This is a genomic window from Cupriavidus sp. 207A1 (genome assembly GCF_057798955.1).
This window is the reverse complement of record NZ_JBYOJO010000002.1, coordinates 190068-209348: the sequence shown is the minus strand read 5'-3', so window position 1 is coordinate 209348 and position 19281 is coordinate 190068. Positions and strand designations below refer to the sequence as shown.

Annotated in this window: 16 protein-coding genes and 1 tRNA gene; 12 read left to right on the top strand and 5 right to left on the bottom strand. The window is 69.0% G+C overall.

Annotated features, from left to right (window positions below; all coding sequences use genetic code 11):
• Nucleotides 1–44: 44 nt before the first annotated feature.
• The gene (trxB, locus tag AC3FMM_RS03735) at nucleotides 45–1010 is read right to left on the bottom strand and encodes a thioredoxin-disulfide reductase (protein WP_115681404.1); all 966 of its coding nucleotides are present in this window, start codon (nucleotides 1008–1010) and stop codon (nucleotides 45–47) included.
• Nucleotides 1011–1244: 234 nt separating this feature from the next.
• Here trxB and AC3FMM_RS03730 point away from each other — a divergent pair, with 234 nt between their 5' ends.
• From AC3FMM_RS03730 to AC3FMM_RS03710, 5 genes are all read left to right on the top strand, one after another.
• Complete coding sequence (locus tag AC3FMM_RS03730; RefSeq protein ID WP_473703867.1) at nucleotides 1245–3581, top strand: DNA translocase FtsK; 2337 nt, start codon at nucleotides 1245–1247, stop codon at nucleotides 3579–3581.
• A gap of 162 nt (nucleotides 3582–3743) precedes the next feature.
• A complete protein-coding gene (lolA, locus tag AC3FMM_RS03725) occupies nucleotides 3744–4379 on the top strand; it encodes an outer membrane lipoprotein chaperone LolA (protein WP_115708546.1) in 636 nt (211 codons plus the stop codon).
• 68 nt (nucleotides 4380–4447) lie between these two features.
• Nucleotides 4448–4825 carry a hypothetical protein gene (locus tag AC3FMM_RS03720; protein WP_240991288.1) on the top strand — a complete coding sequence of 126 codons (378 nt, stop codon included), beginning with the start codon at nucleotides 4448–4450 and terminating at the stop codon, nucleotides 4823–4825.
• Between the two features lie 91 nt (nucleotides 4826–4916).
• On the top strand, nucleotides 4917–5270 hold the full coding sequence (locus tag AC3FMM_RS03715) for a hypothetical protein (RefSeq protein ID WP_488686125.1): 354 nt from the start codon (nucleotides 4917–4919) through the stop codon (nucleotides 5268–5270).
• A gap of 184 nt (nucleotides 5271–5454) precedes the next feature.
• Nucleotides 5455–6492 (top strand): Fe(3+) ABC transporter substrate-binding protein, encoded by a 1038-nt coding sequence (locus tag AC3FMM_RS03710; protein ID WP_488686124.1) that lies wholly within the window; start codon nucleotides 5455–5457, stop codon nucleotides 6490–6492.
• 99 nt (nucleotides 6493–6591) lie between these two features.
• On the opposite strand, the gene AC3FMM_RS03705 is transcribed toward AC3FMM_RS03710, so the two are convergent.
• Nucleotides 6592–7263: a hypothetical protein gene (locus AC3FMM_RS03705; protein ID WP_116312263.1), complete on the bottom strand. Its 672-nt coding sequence runs from the start codon at nucleotides 7261–7263 to the stop codon at nucleotides 6592–6594.
• 105 nt (nucleotides 7264–7368) lie between these two features.
• Nucleotides 7369–9012 carry an ABC transporter permease gene (locus AC3FMM_RS03700; RefSeq protein WP_115708556.1) on the bottom strand — a complete coding sequence of 548 codons (1644 nt, stop codon included), beginning with the start codon at nucleotides 9010–9012 and terminating at the stop codon, nucleotides 7369–7371.
• A 153-nt stretch (nucleotides 9013–9165) separates the two neighbouring features.
• Between AC3FMM_RS03700 and AC3FMM_RS03695 the strand changes: the two genes are divergently transcribed.
• The 6 genes from AC3FMM_RS03695 to AC3FMM_RS03670 all read left to right on the top strand — a co-directional run bounded on the left by AC3FMM_RS03695 (nucleotide 9166) and on the right by AC3FMM_RS03670 (nucleotide 15602).
• Complete coding sequence (locus AC3FMM_RS03695) at nucleotides 9166–10299, top strand: ABC transporter ATP-binding protein (RefSeq protein WP_488686123.1); 1134 nt, start codon at nucleotides 9166–9168, stop codon at nucleotides 10297–10299.
• A 77-nt stretch (nucleotides 10300–10376) separates the two neighbouring features.
• Nucleotides 10377–11741 carry a replication-associated recombination protein A gene (locus AC3FMM_RS03690; protein ID WP_326347349.1) on the top strand — a complete coding sequence of 455 codons (1365 nt, stop codon included), beginning with the start codon at nucleotides 10377–10379 and terminating at the stop codon, nucleotides 11739–11741.
• A 100-nt stretch (nucleotides 11742–11841) separates the two neighbouring features.
• Nucleotides 11842–13146, top strand: a complete 1305-nt coding sequence (serS, locus tag AC3FMM_RS03685; RefSeq protein ID WP_326347350.1) for a serine--tRNA ligase — start codon at nucleotides 11842–11844, stop codon at nucleotides 13144–13146.
• A gap of 127 nt (nucleotides 13147–13273) precedes the next feature.
• Nucleotides 13274–13363 (top strand) — tRNA-Ser (locus AC3FMM_RS03680).
• Between the two features lie 168 nt (nucleotides 13364–13531).
• Entirely contained in the window at nucleotides 13532–14479 is a 948-nt protein-coding gene (locus AC3FMM_RS03675) for a DUF1653 domain-containing protein (RefSeq protein ID WP_488686121.1), read from the top strand.
• The gene (locus AC3FMM_RS03670) at nucleotides 14472–15602 is read left to right on the top strand and encodes a phosphatase PAP2 family protein (protein WP_473703861.1); all 1131 of its coding nucleotides are present in this window, start codon (nucleotides 14472–14474) and stop codon (nucleotides 15600–15602) included. The genes AC3FMM_RS03675 and AC3FMM_RS03670 overlap by 8 nt, the downstream gene beginning before the upstream one ends.
• Here the strand turns inward: AC3FMM_RS03670 and paeA are convergent.
• Together paeA and AC3FMM_RS03660 are read right to left on the bottom strand one after the other, a co-directional pair.
• A complete protein-coding gene (gene paeA / locus AC3FMM_RS03665; RefSeq protein ID WP_115708567.1) occupies nucleotides 15484–16803 on the bottom strand; it encodes a polyamine export protein PaeA in 1320 nt (439 codons plus the stop codon). The genes AC3FMM_RS03670 and paeA overlap by 119 nt on opposite strands.
• Nucleotides 16804–16886: 83 nt before the next feature.
• A complete protein-coding gene (locus AC3FMM_RS03660) occupies nucleotides 16887–17852 on the bottom strand; it encodes a LysR family transcriptional regulator (protein ID WP_116378294.1) in 966 nt (321 codons plus the stop codon).
• A 143-nt stretch (nucleotides 17853–17995) separates the two neighbouring features.
• On the opposite strand from AC3FMM_RS03660, the gene AC3FMM_RS03655 reads away from it, so the two are divergent.
• Nucleotides 17996–19279 (top strand): D-amino acid dehydrogenase, encoded by a 1284-nt coding sequence (locus AC3FMM_RS03655; RefSeq protein WP_116312269.1) that lies wholly within the window; start codon nucleotides 17996–17998, stop codon nucleotides 19277–19279.
• The last annotated feature ends 2 nt before the right edge of the window (nucleotides 19280–19281 follow it).

Here is a 19281-nt window from a genome sequence, read left to right as displayed (position 1 = left end):
CCGTGTGACGCGCCGGCGGTGATGGCCGCCGGCGCAGGGGTTGTTTACTTCAGGGCTTCGACAAAGCGTTGGGCGTCCAGCGCGGCCATGCAGCCGGTGCCGGCGCTGGTGATGGCCTGGCGGTAGACGTGGTCCTGCACGTCGCCCGCGGCGAACACGCCCGGCACGCTGGTGGCGGTGGCATCGCCCTGCAGGCCCGACTTGGTCACCAGGTAGCCGTTTTCCATGGCCAGCTGGCCGGTGAACAGGTCGGTGTTGGGCTTGTGGCCGATGGCGATGAACACGCCGGCCAGCTTCAGGTCTTCGGTCTGGCCGGTCTTGGTGCCGCGCACGCGGATGCCGGTCACGCCGGAGTCGTCGCCCAGCACTTCGTCCAGCACGCTGTCGTAGCGGATCACCACGCGGCCTTCCTTTTCACGCTGCAGCAGGCGGTCGACCAGGATCGGCTCGGCGCGGAAGCTGTCGCGGCGGTGGATCACGGTGACCTTGCTGGCGATATGCGACAGGTACAGTGCTTCTTCCACGGCGGTATTGCCGCCGCCGACCACGGCCACTTCCTGGTTCTTGTAGAAGAAGCCGTCGCAGGTGGCGCAGGCCGACACGCCGCGGCCCATGAACGATTCTTCCGACGGCAGGCCCAGGTACTGTGCCGAGGCGCCGGTGGCGATGATCAGCGCGTCGCAGGTGTACTCGCCGGCGTCGCCGATCAGCGTGAAGGGGCGGGCCGGCTGGCCCTTGTCGTCCACCAGCTTCGCGGTATGGATGTGATCGAAGATGATTTCGGTCTTGAATTCCTCGGCATGCGCCAGCAGGCGCTGCATCAGTTCGGGGCCCTGGACGCCCTTGGCATCGCCCGGCCAGTTCTCGACGTCGGTGGTGGTCATCAGCTGGCCGCCCTGTGCCAGGCCGGTGATCAGCACCGGCTCCAGGTTGGCGCGGGCCGCGTAGACCGCGGCGGTGTAGCCGGCGGGACCGGAACCGAGAATCAGCACTTTTGCGTGTTTTGCCATGATGCGTTCCTGTGGCCGGTGCGGCATGATGCCCACCGGCATTGCTCGAAAGCGACATTATAAGAGGAGCCGCATTTGCTCACTGTTGCAAATTCCAATGGGTGCGATAGTCTCGGGCCACGTTAAAATGGCCGCCACGATGCCTGTCCGTCACCCGGCGAAAGAACGCCGGCCGCCGGCGGCATCGGTCCGAAACCGATCCGGAATCCCCTAACACGCGAGTTTCAACCAGGCATGGCCCGAGCTACCACGACCACCCGCACCGATCCCTCAGCCTTGCCATCCCGCATCGGCAAACTGCTGGGCGAAGTCCGCTGGTTCCTGCTGCTGGCCGTCACGCTGGGTTTCCTGTGCGTGCTGGCCAGCTACAGCAAGACCGATCCCGGCTGGTCCCATGCCAACCAGGTGGCCGATATCCATAACCTGGGCGGCCGCGTCGGCGCCTGGGTGGCGGATGTGCTGTTCTTCATCTTCGGCTTTTCCGCCTACTGGCTGGCGGTGCTGCTGGTGCGCCGCTGCTGGCGCGGCTGGCGCACGCTGACCGCCGAGCTGCCCGAACGCACCGACCACGGCCTGCACCGCCAGGGCGTGACCGTCAGCTGGATCGGCTTCGTGCTGACCCTGTTCTCCAGCATGGGCCTGGAGGCGATCCGCATGTATCCGCTGCGCGCCGCGCTGCCGCGCGCACCCGGCGGGGTGCTGGGCGACCTGCTCGGCGGCTGGCTGCAGGTGGCGCTGGGCTTCACCGGCGCGACCCTGCTGCTGTTGCTGCTGCTGGCGATCGGGCTGTCGCTGTTCTTCCATTTCTCGTGGCTGACCGTGGCCGAGCAGATCGGCGGCTTTGTCGAGACCCTGTTCCTGGGCTTCAAGGCCCGCCGCGAGAGCAAGCAGGACCGCATCATCGGCGAGGCCGCCAAGACCGAGCGCAAGGAAACCGTCGAAGTGCAGCGCGTGCGCATCGAAGAGGCGGCGCCGGTGCAGATCGTGCGCCCGCAGGCGGTGCCCAAGCACGAGCGCGTCGAGCGCGAGAAGCAGCAGCCGCTGTTCGCCGATATCCAGGATTCGGACCTGCCGCCGCTGTCGCTGCTGGATCCGATCCCGCCGCACCAGGAAACCGTCAGCGCCGAGACGCTGGAGTTCACTTCGCGCCTGATCGAGAAAAAGCTCAAGGACTTCGGCGTCGAGGTCAAGGTGGTGGCGGCCTACCCGGGCCCGGTCATCACCCGCTACGAGATCGAGCCCGCCACCGGGGTCAAGGGCAGCCAGGTGGTGAACCTGGCGCGCGACCTGGCGCGTTCGCTGTCGCTGGTGTCGATCCGCGTGGTCGAGACCATCCCGGGCAAGAACTACATGGGGCTGGAGCTGCCCAACCCGAAACGCCAGACCGTGCGCCTGTCGGAAATCCTGGGCTCGCAGGTCTACAACGAGAGCGCCTCCAGCCTGACCATGGCGCTGGGCAAGGACATTGCCGGCAAGCCGATGGTGGCCGACCTGGCGCGCATGCCGCACTGCATGGTGGCGGGCACCACCGGCTCGGGCAAGTCGGTGGGCATCAATGCGATGATCCTGTCGCTGCTGTACAAGGCCAAGCCCGAAAGCGTGCGCCTGATCCTGATCGACCCGAAGATGCTTGAAATGAGCGTCTACGAGGGCATTCCGCACCTGCTGTGCCCGGTGGTGACCGACATGCGCCAGGCCGGCAACGCGCTGAACTGGGCCGTCGGCGAGATGGAGCGCCGCTACAAGCTGATGAGCAAGCTGGGCGTGCGCAACCTGGCCGGCTACAACAAGAAGATCGACGAGGCCGCGGCGAAGGAAGAGAAGATCCCGAACCCGTTCAGCCTGACCCCGGACGCACCGGAGCCGCTGGAAAAGCTGCCCACCATCGTCATCGTCATCGACGAGCTGGCCGACCTGATGATGGTGGTCGGCAAGAAGGTGGAAGAACTCATCGCACGGATCGCACAGAAGGCGCGCGCGGCCGGCCTGCACCTGGTGCTGGCCACGCAGCGCCCGTCGGTGGACGTGATCACCGGCCTGATCAAGGCCAACGTGCCGACCCGCATCGCCTTCCAGGTCAGCAGCAAGATCGATTCGCGCACCATCCTCGACCAGCAGGGCGCCGAGACGCTGCTGGGCATGGGCGACATGCTCTACCTGGCGCCGGGCACCGGCCTGCCGGTGCGCGTGCACGGCGCCTTCGTCTCGGACGACGAAGTCCACCGGGTGGTGGAAAAGCTCAAGGAGTCGGGAGAGGCCAACTACATCGAGGGCATCCTCGAAGGCGGGCTGACCGATGACGGCGGCGGTGGCGACGGTTTCGGCGGCGGCGCCGGCATCGGCGGTGGCGGCGGCGAAGCCGATCCGCTGTACGACCAGGCGGTCGAGGTGGTGCTGAAGAACCGGCGCGCGTCGATCTCGCTGGTGCAGCGCCATCTGCGCATCGGCTACAACCGCGCCGCGCGGCTGCTCGAGGATATGGAGAAGGCCGGACTGGTCTCGGCCATGTCGGGCAACGGCAACCGCGACATCCTGGTGCAGGGTGGGGGCGCCGCGCGCGAAGATGACTGAGCGCCGCTCGCGCGGGCCTCGTAATATCCCGTTACCCGGCGGCGCGCGGTGCGCGGAATCCCCGCGCTGACGGCGCCTCTAAAAGGACAGGTCGCACGCGCCCGGCCCGTATGCGATACGGCGGGGCGCAGCACCAACCCTACAACTACCAGGACCCCAACCATGCCAAACCGCATCCTCGTGTCGGCGTGCGCCGCGCTGGCGATGTTTGCGCTGCAGGCGCCGGCCCACGCCGCCGCCACCGACCAGCTGCAGAGCTTTGTTACCGGCGTGAAGAGCGCGCGCGGCGAATTCACGCAGCGCCAGGTCAAGGGGCAGGGCGCCAACGTCAAGGTGACCGGCACCTCCAGCGGCACCTTCGTGTTCTCGCGTCCGGGCAAGTTCACCTGGCGCTATACCAAGCCCTACGAGCAGCTGCTGCAGGCCGACGGCCAGACCCTGTACATCTATGACAAGGACCTGAACCAGGTCACCGAGCGCAAGCTCGACGGCGCGCTCGGTTCCAGCCCGGCGGCGATCCTGTTCGGCAGCAACGACCTCGATAAGAACTTCGTGGTCAGGAACGGGCCGACGCGCGACGGCGTGGAATGGCTGGAGCTGACGCCCAAGGCCAAGGACACGCAGTTCGAGCGCATCGGCATCGGCTTCAAGGCCGGCAATCTCGAAGCCATGGAACTGCGCGACGCGTTCGGCAACACCACGCTGCTGACCTTCACCGGCATGCAGAAAAACCCGCCGCTGGCGGCCGATGCGTTCCGGTTCACGGTGCCCAAGGGCGCCGACGTGATGAAGCAATGAGGGCCGCCATGATCGATGCGCGCGAAGGGTCGGCACCCGCTGACGCAACCTATCGTCGTCCTGGCCGGATGGTGCTGGCCTGCGCCGGCGTGCTGGCGCTGGCGGCATGCGCCAGCAGCGGCGGCGGCGCCAGCAAGTTCGATGTCGACGCCTTCCTGCGCGCGCCGGACTCGGCGTTGCCGGAGGTGGTCGGCAATCCGGCCTTTCTCTCGGCCACGCGCGTGCCGGCCAACGAATGCGCGGTGATGCTGCAATCGGCCAGCACCGGCGTGCTGGAAGACCTGCCACCGAGCAGCAACGCGCGCGGCCCGGCCTGGCTGCTGCACCCGAAGGACCAGCCAGGCCAGGTATGGCTGGTGGTCAGCGAGGCCGGCGGCGAGCGCACCTGCCACGGCCCGTTGCCGGCCGATGCGATGAAGACCCTGGCCAAGCGCGCCAGGGGCTAAGGCATCGCCGGCGCCGCTCAGTGCGGCCTGAACCCTATACGGGCCATGTGTCCCAGAATCCTCTGACTCGCCAACCCTGACAGGAGCCCCCATGATCGCGATGCTTGCCACCATGCGCAGCCGCACCCATCAACTGCTGTGGCTGGCCGCGGGCGGCGCGTTGCTGGCCGGCTGCGCGGCCGCGCCGACGGAGCCGGCAGCGCCGGCACCGGCGCCGGGCCCGCAAGGCTCGCTCGGCACGACGGCCGGCTGCGCCGCGGACAAGCTGGCCGACGACGCACTGGTCGGCAAGCCCGAGGCCGAAGCCATCGGCCTGCTGCAAGGCTGCACGTGGCGCCTGGGCGAACGCGACGCCCAGCAGTTCCCTGGCACCATGGACTACAACCCGCAGCGGCGCACGCTGGGGATCAAGGCCGGCAAGGTGGTGTGGGTGCGGCGCGGCTGAGGCCGCGTTCATCCCGGAGTTGACGGGTCACCTTGACCCGGCGCAAGCGCCGTCAAACATGACAGAAATGTAATTTGACCGCCTGAACAAGAATCAATATTGTTTTCCGCTAACCGGAATCCAAACACCGGGCGGCCTTGGGGGTGCCCGGCGGCTGCCCAAACCATGCTGGGGAGCCAACCGCGTGAAAACCACCATCCGAACCTTGCTGCCGCGCGCCGCGGCACTGGCCCTGCTGACGCTGCCGCTTGCCGCGGCGGCCCAGGAAAAGGTGCTCAACCTCTACACCGCACGGCACTACCAGACCGACGAGGCGCTGTACGCCAACTTCACCAAGCAGACCGGCATCAAGATCAACCGCATCGAAGGCCAGGAAGATCCGCTGCTGGAGCGCATCCGCAACGAAGGCGCCAACAGCCCGGCGGACGTGTTCATCACGGTGGATATCGGGCGCCTGTGGCGCGCCCAGCAGGCCGGCGTGTTCGCGCCGGTGAAGTCCAAGGTGCTGGAGTCGCGCATCCCGGCCAACTACCGCGATCCCAATGGCGAGTGGTTCGGCTTCTCGGCCCGCGGCCGCGTGATCGCCTACAACAAGGCCGCGGTCAAGGCCGGCGACATCGCCAGCTATGAAGACCTGGCCGATCCCAAGTGGAAGGGCAAGGTCTGCACGCGTTCCAGCGGCCATGTCTACAACCTGTCGCTGATTTCCAGCCTGATCGCCCACGACGGCGAGGCCCGCACCGAGCAATGGGCGCGCGGCGTGGCCGCCAACCTGGCACGCGTGCCCAAGGGCGGCGACACCGACCAGCTCAAGGCCGTTGCCGCGGGCGAGTGCGACGTGGCCATCGCCAACACCTACTACATCGCGCGGCTGCTGAAGTCGACCAAGCCCGAAGACAAGGCCGTGGCCGACAAGCTGGGCGTGGTGTGGCCCAACCAGTCGAGCCAGGGCGTGCACATGAACGTCTCCGGCGGCGGCATGCTCAAGCACGCGCCCAACAAGGAAGCGGCGGTCAAGTTCCTGGAGTACCTGGCCAGCGACGAGGCGCAACGCTACTTTGCCGACGGCAACAACGAATGGCCGGTGGTGAAGGGCGTGAAGGTCAGCAACCCCGTGCTCGAAGCGCTGGGCGAGTTCAAGTCCGACACCATCAACGTGGCCGAGCTGGGCAAGTACCAGCCGCAGGCGCAGAAGCTGGTGGATCGGGCGGGGTTCAAGTAAAGCCGAAGGATGGCTTGACTCTGGTTTTCTCACCTCTCCCGCGCGCGGGAGAGGGAGCAAACAAGCGGTTGCTGAGTTGTCGGCAGCCAGACCTTGCGGTCACAGCAAGAACCGCTTGTTCCCCGTCACCTGCGTCGGTTCGACCTTGCGGAACGTCAGCTTGACGCTGCTGTTGAGCCGGCGCCCCGCCTGCCGCCGCACCAGCGCCCGATGCAGCAGTCCCTTGTGGCCGACCGTGCCTTCGGCATAGGGCTGGTCCGAGGTCGAGCCCAGCGCCATTGCCGCCAGCGCCTGGTTGCGCTCCGCGGCGCTCTTCTCCAGCAGCTTGTCCAGCGCCATGCGTGCCCGCACCTGTGCCGCCAGCGCGGTATCGCCCGGGTTGGCGCGGGCGCGCTCGGCATCCCATGGCAGTTGCACCTTGCCGGCCAGGCGGCGCAGCGCGGCGCGCAGTTCGGCGCTGTCCATGCGGGTTTCCTGCACGATCCACACGGCATCGTGGCGCACCGCTGCCTCGGCATCGGCCATGCGGCGCACCAGCGCGGGCTGCAGCGCGGGTGCCGAGAATTGCCGCGCGCGGCGGATCGCATTGAGGGCGATGCGGCGTACCTGCGGGTTGGCGTGGTCGAACAGGTCGTCGATCACGCGCGCGGCGGCGTCGGCCGCGCCGATCATCTCGGCCAGCTGTCCGGCCAGCGAGACTTCTTCCACGCCGCTCAGCTTGTTGCGGCTGAGCCGGTTCAACTTGAACAGCAGGATGTGATATCGCAGCATAGGCTCTTGCGCGGCGGGCATGCCGCGGGTCGCGCCCGGGCGGATGCCGGGCCATAAGAGGCTATCGGCGCGGGACGCGCGCGACTTTAGCGAGACCGGGGCGGCTCAGTGCTGCGCCTGGCGGCGGATCGTGCGCGACAGCACGATCACCGGCAGCAGCCCGACCGCGACGATCACCAGCGAGGCGGTGGCGGCCTCGGTCAGGCGTTCGTCGGCGGCCAGGTTGTAGGCCTGCACCGCCAGCGTGTCGAAATTGAACGGCCGCATCACGAAGGTCGCCGGCAATTCCTTCATTACGTCGACAAAGACGATCAGCGCGGCGGTCAGCAGGCTGCCGCGCAGCATCGGCAAATGCACGCGCCGCAGCGTGGCGCCGGGGCCGTGGCCCAGGCTGCGCGCGGCGGCGTCCATGCTGGGCGTGATCTTGCCCAGCCCGGCATTGACGGTCTGCAGCGCCACGCCCAGGAAGCGCACCAGCAGCGCATAGACCAGCGCCGCGATGCCGCCGGTCAGCAGCAGCCCCACCGAGACCCCGAACTGCTGCTGCAGCCAGGCCGACAGCGCATTGTCCAGCCGCGCCACCGGCACCAGCACGCCCACCGCGATGACGGAGCCCGGCAGCGCATAGCCCATGCCGCAGACCCGGGTCAGGCCGCGCATCAGCCAGCTGCGCTTGCCGTTGACGGCGCGCGCGGCATAGCCAACCGCCAGCGCGACCGCCACCGCCGCCAGCGCGGTGGCGCTGGCCAGCAGGAAGCTGTTGCGCACCAGGCCGACAAAGCGCGGGCCGAACTGTGCGTCGCCATCGGTAAAGGCCATGCGGCACAGCATCAGCGCGGGCACCACGAAGCCCAGCAGCACCGGCACCAGGCATGCCGCCAGCGCCAGCCAGCCTTGCGCGCCGTCCAGCGTCCAGGCCGCGGCGCGGCGCTGGTTGCCGAACACCTGCGCGCGGCCGCGGCTGGCGCGCTCCATCAGCAGGATCGCGGCGACGAACAGCAGCATGCAGGCCGACAGCTGCGCCGCGGCGTTCTTGTCGCCCAGCGAGAACCAGGCGCGGTAGATGCCGGTGGAGAAAGTCGGGATAGCGAAATAGGCGACGGTGCCGAAGTCCGCCAGCGTTTCCATCATCGCCAGCGCGGTGCCGGCGACGATGCCCGGTCGCGCCAGCGGCAGCACCACGCGCCAGAGCCGGCTCCAGGCGCCATGGCCGAGCAGGCGCGCGGCCTCGAGCGTGTTCTGGGTCTGCTGCAGGAAGGCGGCGCGCGCGGTCAGGTAGACGTACGGGTACAGCACCAGCGAGAACAGCGCGATCGCGCCGCCGAGCGAGCGGATTTCGGGAAACCAGTAGTCTCGGGCGCGCCAGCCGGTCAGCTCGCGCAGCCAGCCTTGCACCGGGCCGGCGAACTGCAGCGCGTCGGTGTAGGCGTAGGCGATCACGTAGGCCGGCATCGCCATCGGCAGCACCAGCGCCCATTCCATCACGGCATGGCCGGGAAAGCGGTAGGTCGAGACCAGCCACGCGGTGGTCACGCCCAGCAGCAGCACGCCCGCGGCCACGCCGCATAGCAGCCAGACGGTATTGAGCACGTATTCGGCCAGCACCGTGTCGAGCAGGTGGCGCCAGGTGTCGCCGGCGGGCAGCAGCACGGCCGAGGCGATCACCAGAACCGGCACGGCAATCAGCAGCGCCATTGCCACGGTGGCCAGGGTCAGGGGATGGAAGCGGCGGCGGCTGGACAGGAGCATGCGCGGGAATGGTGAGCAAAGTGCCGCCCGCCGAACCTTTGCCTGGCGGCGCGGTGTGCGGGCTGACGCATTCTAGCAATGCCGGCGATGTAGGCGCGCCGGACGAAGCTCGGACACCGGCCGCACGGGCCGGCACGTCCCTATAATGCGCACATGCGAACCGATTCCTATTCACGCCTGCCCGGCACCCAGGCCCGCACCCGGCCGGCTACCCGTGCCGATGCTCCGGATGCGGCCGTCCCCGCTCCGGCTGTCATCGAGGTGGAGCGTATCCGTCACGCCTTCGGCCGCCATGCCGTGGTCAAGGGCCTGTCTTTCTCGGTGGCGCGCGGCCATATCGCCTGCCTGCTGGGGCCCAGCGGCTGCGGCAAGACTACGGTGCTGCGCGCGATCGCGGGCTTCGAGCCGCTGCAGGACGGACGCATCTTGCTGGACGGGCAGACCGTGTCCTCTTCCGGCACGCTGCTGGCGCCGGAGCAGCGCCGCATCGGCATGGTGTTCCAGGACTACGCGCTGTTTCCGCACCTGGACGTGGCTGCCAACGTCGGCTTCGGCCTGATCCGCGCCAGCCGGGCCGAGCGCGCGGCGCGGGTGGACGAGGTGTTGCGGCTGGTGGGCCTGGACGGCGCCGGCCGCCAGTACCCGCACGAACTGTCCGGCGGCCAGCAGCAGCGCGTCGCGCTGGCACGCGCGCTGGCGCCGCGCCCGGAACTGCTGCTGCTCGACGAGCCGTTCTCCAACCTCGACGTCGACCTGCGCGAACGCCTGAGCCTGGAAGTTCGCGCGATCCTGAAGGCGCAGGGCACCACCGCCATCCTGGTCACGCATGACCAGCACGAGGCCTTCGCCATGGCCGACGAGATCGGCGTGATGCACGACGGCGTGATCGAGCAATGGGGCAGCGCGCACGACCTGTACCACCGTCCGGCGTCGCGCTTTGTCGCCGGCTTTATCGGCCAGGGCGTGCTGATGGCGGGGCGCGTGCGCGATACCGCGCAGATCGAGCTGGAACTGGGGCTGCTGCGCCCGGCCGTGCCGCTGGACCTGCCGGCCGGCGCGGCGGTCGACGTGCTGGTGCGTCCCGACGACATCATCCACGACGACGCCAGCCCGATGCGTGCCGAGGTGGTGCACAAGGCCTTCCGCGGCGCCGAGATCCTGTACACGCTGCGCCTGGCCAGCGGTGGCCGCGTGCTGGCGCTGGTGCCCTCGCACCACAACCACGCCGTGGGCGAGCGCATCGGCATCCGCGTCGAGATCGAGGACGTGGTGGCGTTTGCCGCCTGAGCGCGCGCAATCGCGCCGGTGCCGATGGTCTACACTGTGGCGTTCTGCATCTTGCGCACTGACAGGGCCTGACTACCGTGGCGGACACGCTGTTTTCCGAATCTCCCGACCGTTCCCGGCAACCGCTGGCGGAGCGCCTGCGCCCGCGCACCATCGACGAGGTGATCGGGCAGCAGCACCTGCTCGGCGCGGGCAAGCCGCTGCGCGTGGCGTTCGAGTCGGGCGAGCCGCATTCGATGATCCTGTGGGGACCGCCCGGGGTGGGCAAGACCACGCTGGCGCGGCTGATGGCCGACGCGTTCGACGCCGAATTCATCGCGCTGTCGGCGGTGCTGTCGGGGGTCAAGGACATCCGCGAGGCGGTCGAGCGCGCCGAGCAGTTCCGCGCCCATGGCCGGCGCACGCTGGTGTTCGTCGACGAGGTGCACCGCTTCAACAAGAGCCAGCAGGACGCGTTCCTGCCGCATGTGGAAAGCGGGTTGTTCACGTTTATCGGTGCCACCACCGAGAACCCGTCGTTCGAGGTCAACGGCGCCTTGCTGTCGCGCGCGGCGGTCTACGTGCTCAAGAGCCTGGACGATGCCGAACTGACCCAGCTGGCGCTGCGCGCCTCCGAGGAACTGGGCGGCATCGGCTGGCAGGATGAGGCGCTGCAGCTGATCGTCGCCTCCGCCGACGGCGACGGGCGCAAGCTGCTGAACAACATCGAGATCGTCGCGCGCGCCGCGCGCACGGCCGGCGCCGCGCAGATCGACACCGCGCTGCTGGGCAGTGCCCTGTCGGAGAACCTGCGTCGCTTCGACAAGGGCGGCGATGCCTTCTACGACCAGATCAGCGCGCTGCATAAGTCGGTGCGTGGCTCGGATCCCGACGCCGCGCTGTACTGGTTCTGCCGCATGATCGACGGCGGCGCCGACCCGCGCTACCTGGCGCGCCGCATCGTGCGCATGGCGTGGGAGGATATCGGCCTGGCCGATCCGCGCGCCGCGCGCATCACGCTGGACGCAGCCGAGACCTACGAGCGGCTGGGCTCGCCCGAGGGCGAACTGGCGCTGGGCCAGGCGCTGATCTACCTGGCGGTCGCGCCCAAGTCCAACGCCGGCTACAACGCCTACAACGCGGCGCGCGCCTTCGTTGCCAAGGACAAGTCGCGCGCGGTGCCGGTGCACCTGCGCAATGCGCCGACCCGGCTGATGAAGGAGCTGGGTTACGGCCACGCCTACCGCTACGCGCACGACGAGCCCGAGGCTTACGCCGCCGGCGAGCATTACTTCCCGGACGACCTCAAGGCGCAGGGCTGGTACCAGCCAGTGCCGCGCGGGCTGGAAGGCAAGATCGCCGAGAAGCTGCGCCACCTGCGCGAGCTGGACGACGCCTGGCATCGCGAACAGCGCGCCGCGAAGGCGAAGGACGGTGGCAAGGGCGGCAAGTCCGGGGAGTAGGCAGGCGGTCGGGCACAGTTCGCTCGTGCCGGGCCATGCGGGTGCAGTAAAATGGCGGGTCCGCCGGCATGTCGCTGGCCCTGCACTTCACCCTAGCAACATGCTCGACATCCAGCTGTTCCGCAAAGACATCGACGCCGTGGCGCAACGCCTTGCCACGCGCGGCTTCCAACTCGACGTGGCGGCGTTCCAGGCACTCGAGGCCGAACGCAAGCAACTGCAGACCCAGACCGAGGAACTGCAGGCGCGCCGCAACAGCCTGTCCAAGCAGATCGGCATGCTCAAGGGCAAGGGCGAGGATGCCTCGGCCGTGATGGCGGAAGTGGGCGGCATCGGCGACACGCTCAAGGCCTCGGCCGCGCGGCTGGACGAGATCCAGGCGCACCTGGGCGAGCTGATGCTGTCGATTCCCAACCTGCCGCACGAGAGCGTGCCGGTGGGCAATGACGAGACCCAGAACGTCGAGGTGCGCCGCGTCGGCGAGCCGCGCCAGTTCGACTTCGCCGTGCGCGACCACGTCGACGTGGGCGAGAAGCTGGGGCTGGACTTCGACACCGCGGTCAAGGTCACCGGGTCGCGCTTCTCGATGCTGCGCGGCGGCATGGCGCGCCTGCACCGCGCGCTGGTGCAGCTGATGCTCGACACCCATACGCAGGAGCACGGCTACACCGAGATGTACGTGCCGTACATCGTCAACGCCGCGTCGATGCGCGGCACCGGCCAGCTGCCCAAGTTCGAGGAAGACCTGTTCAAGGTGCCGCGCAAGGTGGGTAGCGAGGAAGGCGAGCGCATCGAGAACTTCTACCTGATCCCCACCGCCGAGGTGCCGCTGACCAACATCGTGCGCGACGCCATCATCGCCAGCGAGAAGCTGCCGCTGCGCTTCGTCGCGCATACGCCGTGCTTCCGCTCCGAAGCGGGTTCGTACGGCAAGGACACCCGCGGCATGATCCGCCAGCATCAGTTCGACAAGGTCGAGCTGGTCCAGGTGGTGCCCGCCGACCAGTCCTTCGACGCACTGGAGCAGCTGACCGGCCACGCCGAGGCGATCCTGAAGAAGCTGGAGCTGCCGTTCCGCACCATCGTGCTGTGCACCGGCGACATGGGCTTCGGCAGCACCAAGACCTACGACCTGGAAGTCTGGATTCCCGCGCAGAACACCTACCGCGAGATCAGCTCGTGCTCCAACATGGGCGATTTCCAGGCGCGCCGGATGCAGTCCCGCATGCGCACGGGGCAGGGCAAGCCGGAACTGGTGCACACGCTGAACGGCTCGGGGCTGGCCGTCGGCCGTACGCTGGTGGCGATCCTGGAGAACTACCAGAACGCCGACGGCTCGGTCACGGTGCCGGCCGCGCTGCAGCCGTACATGGGCGGCACCACCCGCCTGGAGCCGGAACTCTAAGGCGCGGCAATAAGGCGCGGCAATAAGGCGCGGCAATAAGGCGCCGAAAAAATCTGCCGCCAGCCTCTTGCATCGGCTGGCGGAGCGTGGCTATAATCTCGGTTTCGCCACACGGCAACAAGTTACCGGAGAGGTGGCAGAGTGGTCGAATGTACCTGACTCGAAATCAGGCGTACCGGCGACGGTACCGTGGGTTCGAATCCCACCCTCTCCGCCAAAACAAGAAGCTGTCGGCATCGACCACCGGCAGGCAACAACAGCGTAGTAAAACTCAGGCCGACGCCCACGAAAGTGCGCGTCGGTTTTGTTTTTTCCGCGGCCGGTTTGGTGCCGCGGCTGCGAGGGGCGCCAGGGTGCCGCCGTACGCGCCGGCCGGTGCACTATCATGGCGATCCGCAACGCAGGATGCCGCATCATGACCCAGCCCCCCGACAAAGCAGCCGCCGCTCCGGCCTCCCAGGTCTTTCATGGCGATCCGTCCGAACTGCCGGCCGATGCCGGCCTGGTCTACGGCATGCCGTACCGGCACTACAAGGGCGGCGCCTATACGGCGGTAGGCGTCGGGCGCTTCGAGGCCGACCTGGCGCCGGTGGTGGTCTACCGCGCCATGCGCGATCCGTCCTTGCTGTGGGTGCGCCGCGCCGATGTGTTCAGCGAGCCGGTGGCGACGCCGCAGGGCGAGGTGCCGCGCTTCGCGCCCGACTGGCCCGCGGCGCTGGCTTGCCTGGATTTCCTGCCGCGCCAGGCGGTGCTCGACGTGCTGGCGCTGCACGACACGCCGTACCGCCGCTACCACGACCGCCGCCATATCCTGGAAATGTTCGAGGCCGCCCATACGCGCGGCGTGGTGCTGGACCGGGCGCAGGCGCTGGCGGTGCTGTGCCACGACGCGGTCTATGTGCCGGGCTGCGAGCACAACGAGGCTGCCTCGGCCGCCATGATCGAATCCGTTGCGCCAGGTGAGGCGCTCGCGGTGCTGGATCGGGCTGCGCGGATCGTGCTCGATACGCGCGACCATCGACCCAGCTGCGCGGGCGCGGACACCGTGCTCGATCTCGACCTGCTCAGGCTGGCCGCGCCGCCGGACGCGTTCGACGCCCACAGCCTCGACGTCTTCGCTGAGAACCGCGCCTTGCTGGCCGCGCGCACCGGCTTGCAGGGCGATGCGCTGTGGGACGAGTTCATGCGCCGCCGCGCGGCATTCCTGGGCCACCTGGCGCAGCGCCCGCGACTGTTCCTGACCGCGGCGTTCGCCGATTGCGAGGCCCCGGCCCGTGCCAATCTCGCCAGGATCGGCGCCAGCGCCGGCACCGCGGAGGCCCCCGGTGGCTGACGCGCCGGCGCGCGCGGGCGACCTGGTGCAGGCCTGGCTTACGCCGGGCACGGCGCTGGGCCTGCTTGCGCTGTTCGCGCTGGTGACGTTGCTGCTGCTGGGCCTGGTGCCGCTGCTGGTGGCGCTGTTGCGGCCCGTGGTGCGCTGGCTGGACCGCTGGCGCGTGTGGGGCGCGGGCGCACTGTCGGCGCGCGTGGCGGCGCGGCCGCGGCGGCTGGACGCGCTTACGCTGCGCGTGCTGGAGCGCGACGTGGCCGAGCTGCTGCTGGTGCTGCTCGCCGGCGCCGTGCTGCTGGCGTGCGGCAGCGCGCTGTTCTGGCTGGCCGGCGAGGTTGCGGAAAACGCGGACGTGGTGCGCCTCGACCAGCAGGTGTACGCGGGCCTGCGCGCCTTGCGCAGCGACTGGCTCGACCTGGCAATGGTGGCCGTGACCGAGCTCGGCGGCGGGCGCATTTCGGTGGCGGTGGGCGTGGCGGTGTTCGCGTGGCTGTGCTGGCGCCGGGCCTGGATCGTGGCGCTGTACTGGGCGGCCGCGCTGCTCGGCGCGCGCGCCTGCGTGATGGCGCTCAAGCTCGGCATGGCGCGGGTGCGTCCGGCCAGCATCTACAGCGGCCTCGAGTCGTACTCCTTCCCCAGCGGCCACGCCACCAGCAGCATGGTCACCTACGGCTTCCTGGCCTTCCTGATGTGCCTGCGCCAGCCGTGGCGCGTGCGCATTCCGGTGCTGGCGCTGACCGTGGTGGCGGTGGCGGCGATCGGCGTGTCGCGGCTGTACCTGGGCATGCACTGGCTGTCCGACGTGGCCGCGGGCTATGCGCTCGGGCTGGCGTGGATCGCGCTGCTGGGCACGGCCTACCGCACGCTGCACGGGCCGGCGCCGCGGGGCTCGGTGGCGCCGTCGCGGCTCGGTGTAGTGGCGGCGGTTGCAGTGGTGGCGGCGTTCGGCTACGTGGCGTGGTTCCGGCTGCCGGACACGCTCGAGCGCTATCGCCAGGCCGGCGCGGCTACGCTGGCGTCGCCGCCGCTTCCGCCTCGGGTGCTGGCGGCAGGCGCGACACCAGCAGCTGGTCGATCTTGTGATGGTCGATGTCCAGCACTTCGAAGCGATAGCCCGCCACGGTGATCGACTCGGACTTCTTCGGGATGCGCTTGAGCGCATAGATCACCAGCCCGGCCGCGGTATCGACGTAGTCCTCGCCTGGCAGCGTATCCAGCTCCAGCGCCTTCTTCAGGTCGACCAGCGGCGTCAGGCCATCGACCAGCCACGAGCTGTCGTCGCGCCGCACGATCTGCTCGTCTTCGCTGGAATAGAGGATGTCGCCCATCAGCGCGCCGACGATGTCGTCCAGCGTGACGATGCCTACCACCAGCCCGTACTCGTTCATGACCACGGCGAAGCTCTGGTGCATCTCGCGGAAACGCGTCAGCGATTCGGACAGGGTCAGCGTGTCGGGGATCACCAGCACGTTCTTGTCGTGGTGGCGGCCGATGTTGCCCATCACCGCGGCGCTTTCATCGGCCAGCAGCAGCTGCAGGATGTCCTTGGAATCGATATAGCCCTGCACGTCGTCGAGGTCGTGCCCGCACACCGGATATTGCGCGTGCGGCTGGTTGACCAGCTTGCGGCGCACGCTGTCGGCGGGTTCGTCCAGGCTCAGGTAGACCACCTCGTCGCGCGGCGTCATGATCGCGGTGATGCCCTTGAAGTCGAGTTCGAACACGTTCTCGATCAGATGCAGCTCATGCTTGTGCAGCACGCCGGCCTCGGCGCCGGCATCGACCATCGCGGCGATGTCTTCGGTGGTGATCTGGTCGACCGGCTTGGTCGGCAGCCGCAGCAGCCGCAGCATGGCATCCGCGGCGGCGTTGAAGACCCACACCAGCGGCCTGAGCACGCGCAGCAGCGTCAGCATCGGGTCGATCACCGCCAGCGCGCAGGCCTCGGGAAAGGTCATGGCGATGCGCTTGGGGATCAGGTCGGCGAACTGGATGAACAGCAGCGTCACGATCAGGAACGAGCCGATATTGGCGGCGCGCTGCGCGTGCACCACCTGCATGTAGGGCGACAGCGCGTCCAGCAGCAGGTCGGACACATGCTTTTCGCCCAGGATACCGGCCAGGATGGCGACGCTGTTCACGCCGATCTGCACGATGGTGAAGAAATTCCCGGGCTCTTCCTTGAGCAGCAGCACGCGCGTGGCGCGGCCGTCGCCGCGCTCGGACAGCACTTGCAGCTTGGTGCGGCGGGCAGCGGTCAGCGCGATCTCGGAGATCGAGAAAAAGGCGCTGACAAGGACGAGCACGATCAGGGTCAGGACGAACATAGGCAGGATTGCGCTGGCAGGTTGTGCCTGCAGGCGGCTTGATGATGGTGCACGGCGCGCGCGGCTGTCAATCTGTGCTCCGCTCAGTCGCGGCGCCTGGCGGGGGCGGCGTCGAAGCTTGCCGTCGGCGCTTCCAGCCGTTGCGGCAGCGTTGCCGCCAGCGCCGCGGCGGCCTGCGCGAACTGCGCGCGCAGGTCGTCGGCCAGGCTCGAGCCGGCGCGGTGGCTGGCGCGCAGCATCTGGATCTCGAACGGCAGCACCGGCGCCACGTCATGCAGCGCGACGCGCTCCGGACTGGCGCTGAGCGCGGTGTACTGGTCCAGCAGCGTCAGGCCCAGGCCGGCGTCGACCAGCGCCAGCGCCAGCGAGTAGGTCTGCACCTCCAGCGTCGAGCGCGGCTCCAGCGCGTGCCGTGCCAGGGTCTGGCGCACCAGCAGGCCGAGCGAACTGTTGTCGTCATAGCCGATAAAGGGGCGCTCCATCAGCCGCTGCATCGGCACCACGCGGCGGCGCCCGCCCGCGGGCAGCGGCTGCGCGCGTGGCACCGCCAGCAGCATGCGGCCGCTCGCCACCGGCTCGCTCGAGATGGCCTCGTGGCGGGGCGGGGCGAAGGCAAAGCCCAGGTCGATCTGGTTGGCCAGCAGCGCGCCGACGATCTCGTCGGTATGGTGCGTCAGCACCTGCACCTGGGTGTCGGGGTGGCGCGCGCAGAAGCTGCGCACCGCCGGCACCAGCAGCGGGTTGGCCAGGCTCGGCGTGGCGGCCACGCGCAGCCGGCCCGCGCCCTTGTGGCGCAGGCTTTCCGAGACCCGGCGCACGCGTTCGATCTCGCCATATAGCCTTTCGACATCCCCATACAGCGCGTTGGCCTCGGGCGTGGCCTGCAGCCGTCCGCGCACGCGCTCGAACAGGCGGAAGCCGAGCGAGGCCTCGGCATGCTGCAGCACGCGCGTGACCACCGGCTGCGATACGTGCAGCAGGCGCGCGGCCTCGCTGACGGTGCCGGTCAGCATCACGGCGCGGAACACTTCGATCTGGCGCAGGCGCATGGCATCGCGGGGTAGTGGAGAGGGGGCGCAAGGCTGCGGGGGGCAGCCATAGCCTGAAGACATATTCTGGCACGTATTCGCATTGGGCAAGCCGGCGCGCTTGCACTACGCTCTGCCTGATGGACGCAAGCAAGGGAAAGGCAATGCAGGTGGTGATCGTGGGCGCGGGCGTGGTGGGGATGACGACGGCATGGCGCCTGGCCGAGGAAGGCCACCAGGTGACGGTACTGGAGCGCCACGACGGCCCCGGCGAGGAAACCAGCTTTGCCAATGGCGGGCAGCTCAGCTACAGCTACGTGGCGCCGCTGGCGGGGCCGGGCGTAATGGCCAAGGTGCCGGGCTGGCTGCTGCGGCGCGATTCGCCCATGCGCTTTCGCCCGGCGGCAGACCCGGCGCAATGGCGCTGGCTGGCTGCCTTCATGTCCGCCTGCAACACCGCCACCAGCGAGGCGACCACGCGCAAGCTGCTGCGGCTGGGCTTCTATTCGCGCGACCTGATGCAGGCCTTCGTGGCCCGGCACCAGCATGACGACGGCGGCGCCGGTTTCAATTTTGCGCGGCGCGGCAAGCTGGTGGTGCACCGCGACGCGGCGGCGTTCGATTCGGCCTGCCGGCTGCTGGACTACCAGGCCAGCCTGGGCTGCGAACAGCAGGCGCTGGACCGTACTGCCTGCGTGGCGCTGGAGCCCGCGCTGGCCGGCATCCGCGACGACATCGCCGGCGCCATCCATACCCCGAGCGAGGAGGTGGGCGACTGCCATCGCTTCTGCCTGTCGCTGGCACGCTTGCTGCAAGATGGCGCGTACGCGGGCGTGTCGCTGCGCTTTGGCACCGTGGTGCAAGGGCTGGTGCAGCAGGGCGGCCGCGTCACCGGGGTGCGCACGCCGACCGGGGTCGTGCCCGCCGACGTGGTGATCATGTCGGGCGGCATCGGCAGCGTGCCGCTGCTGCGTCCGCTCGGGGTACGGCCGATGCTGTGGCCGCTCAAAGGCTACAGCATCACGGTGCCGCTGGCCGGCGGTGCGCCCGCGCCGCATGTCAGCGTGACGGATTTTGCCAACAAGATCGTTTATGCCCGGATCGGCAATACACTGCGGGTGGCGGGCATGGCCGACCTGGTGCGCGGCGGCACTCGCATCGACCCGGAACGGGTCGGCACGCTGGTGGCGCAGACCCGCGCGCTGTTTCCCGGCATCGTGCCGGACCAGCCGCTGGCGCAGCTGCAGCCGTGGGCCGGGCTGCGACCGGCCACACCGGACGGCCTGCCGCTGGTGGGGCCGTCGCGGGTGTCGGGGCTGTGGCTCAACCTGGGCCACGGCGCGCTGGGTTTTACGCTGGCGATGGGCAGTGCCGGCCTGCTGGCCGACCGCCTGGCGGGGCGCCGTCCCGCCATCGACGCAGAAGATTTCGACGCCGCCCGCGCCTAGCG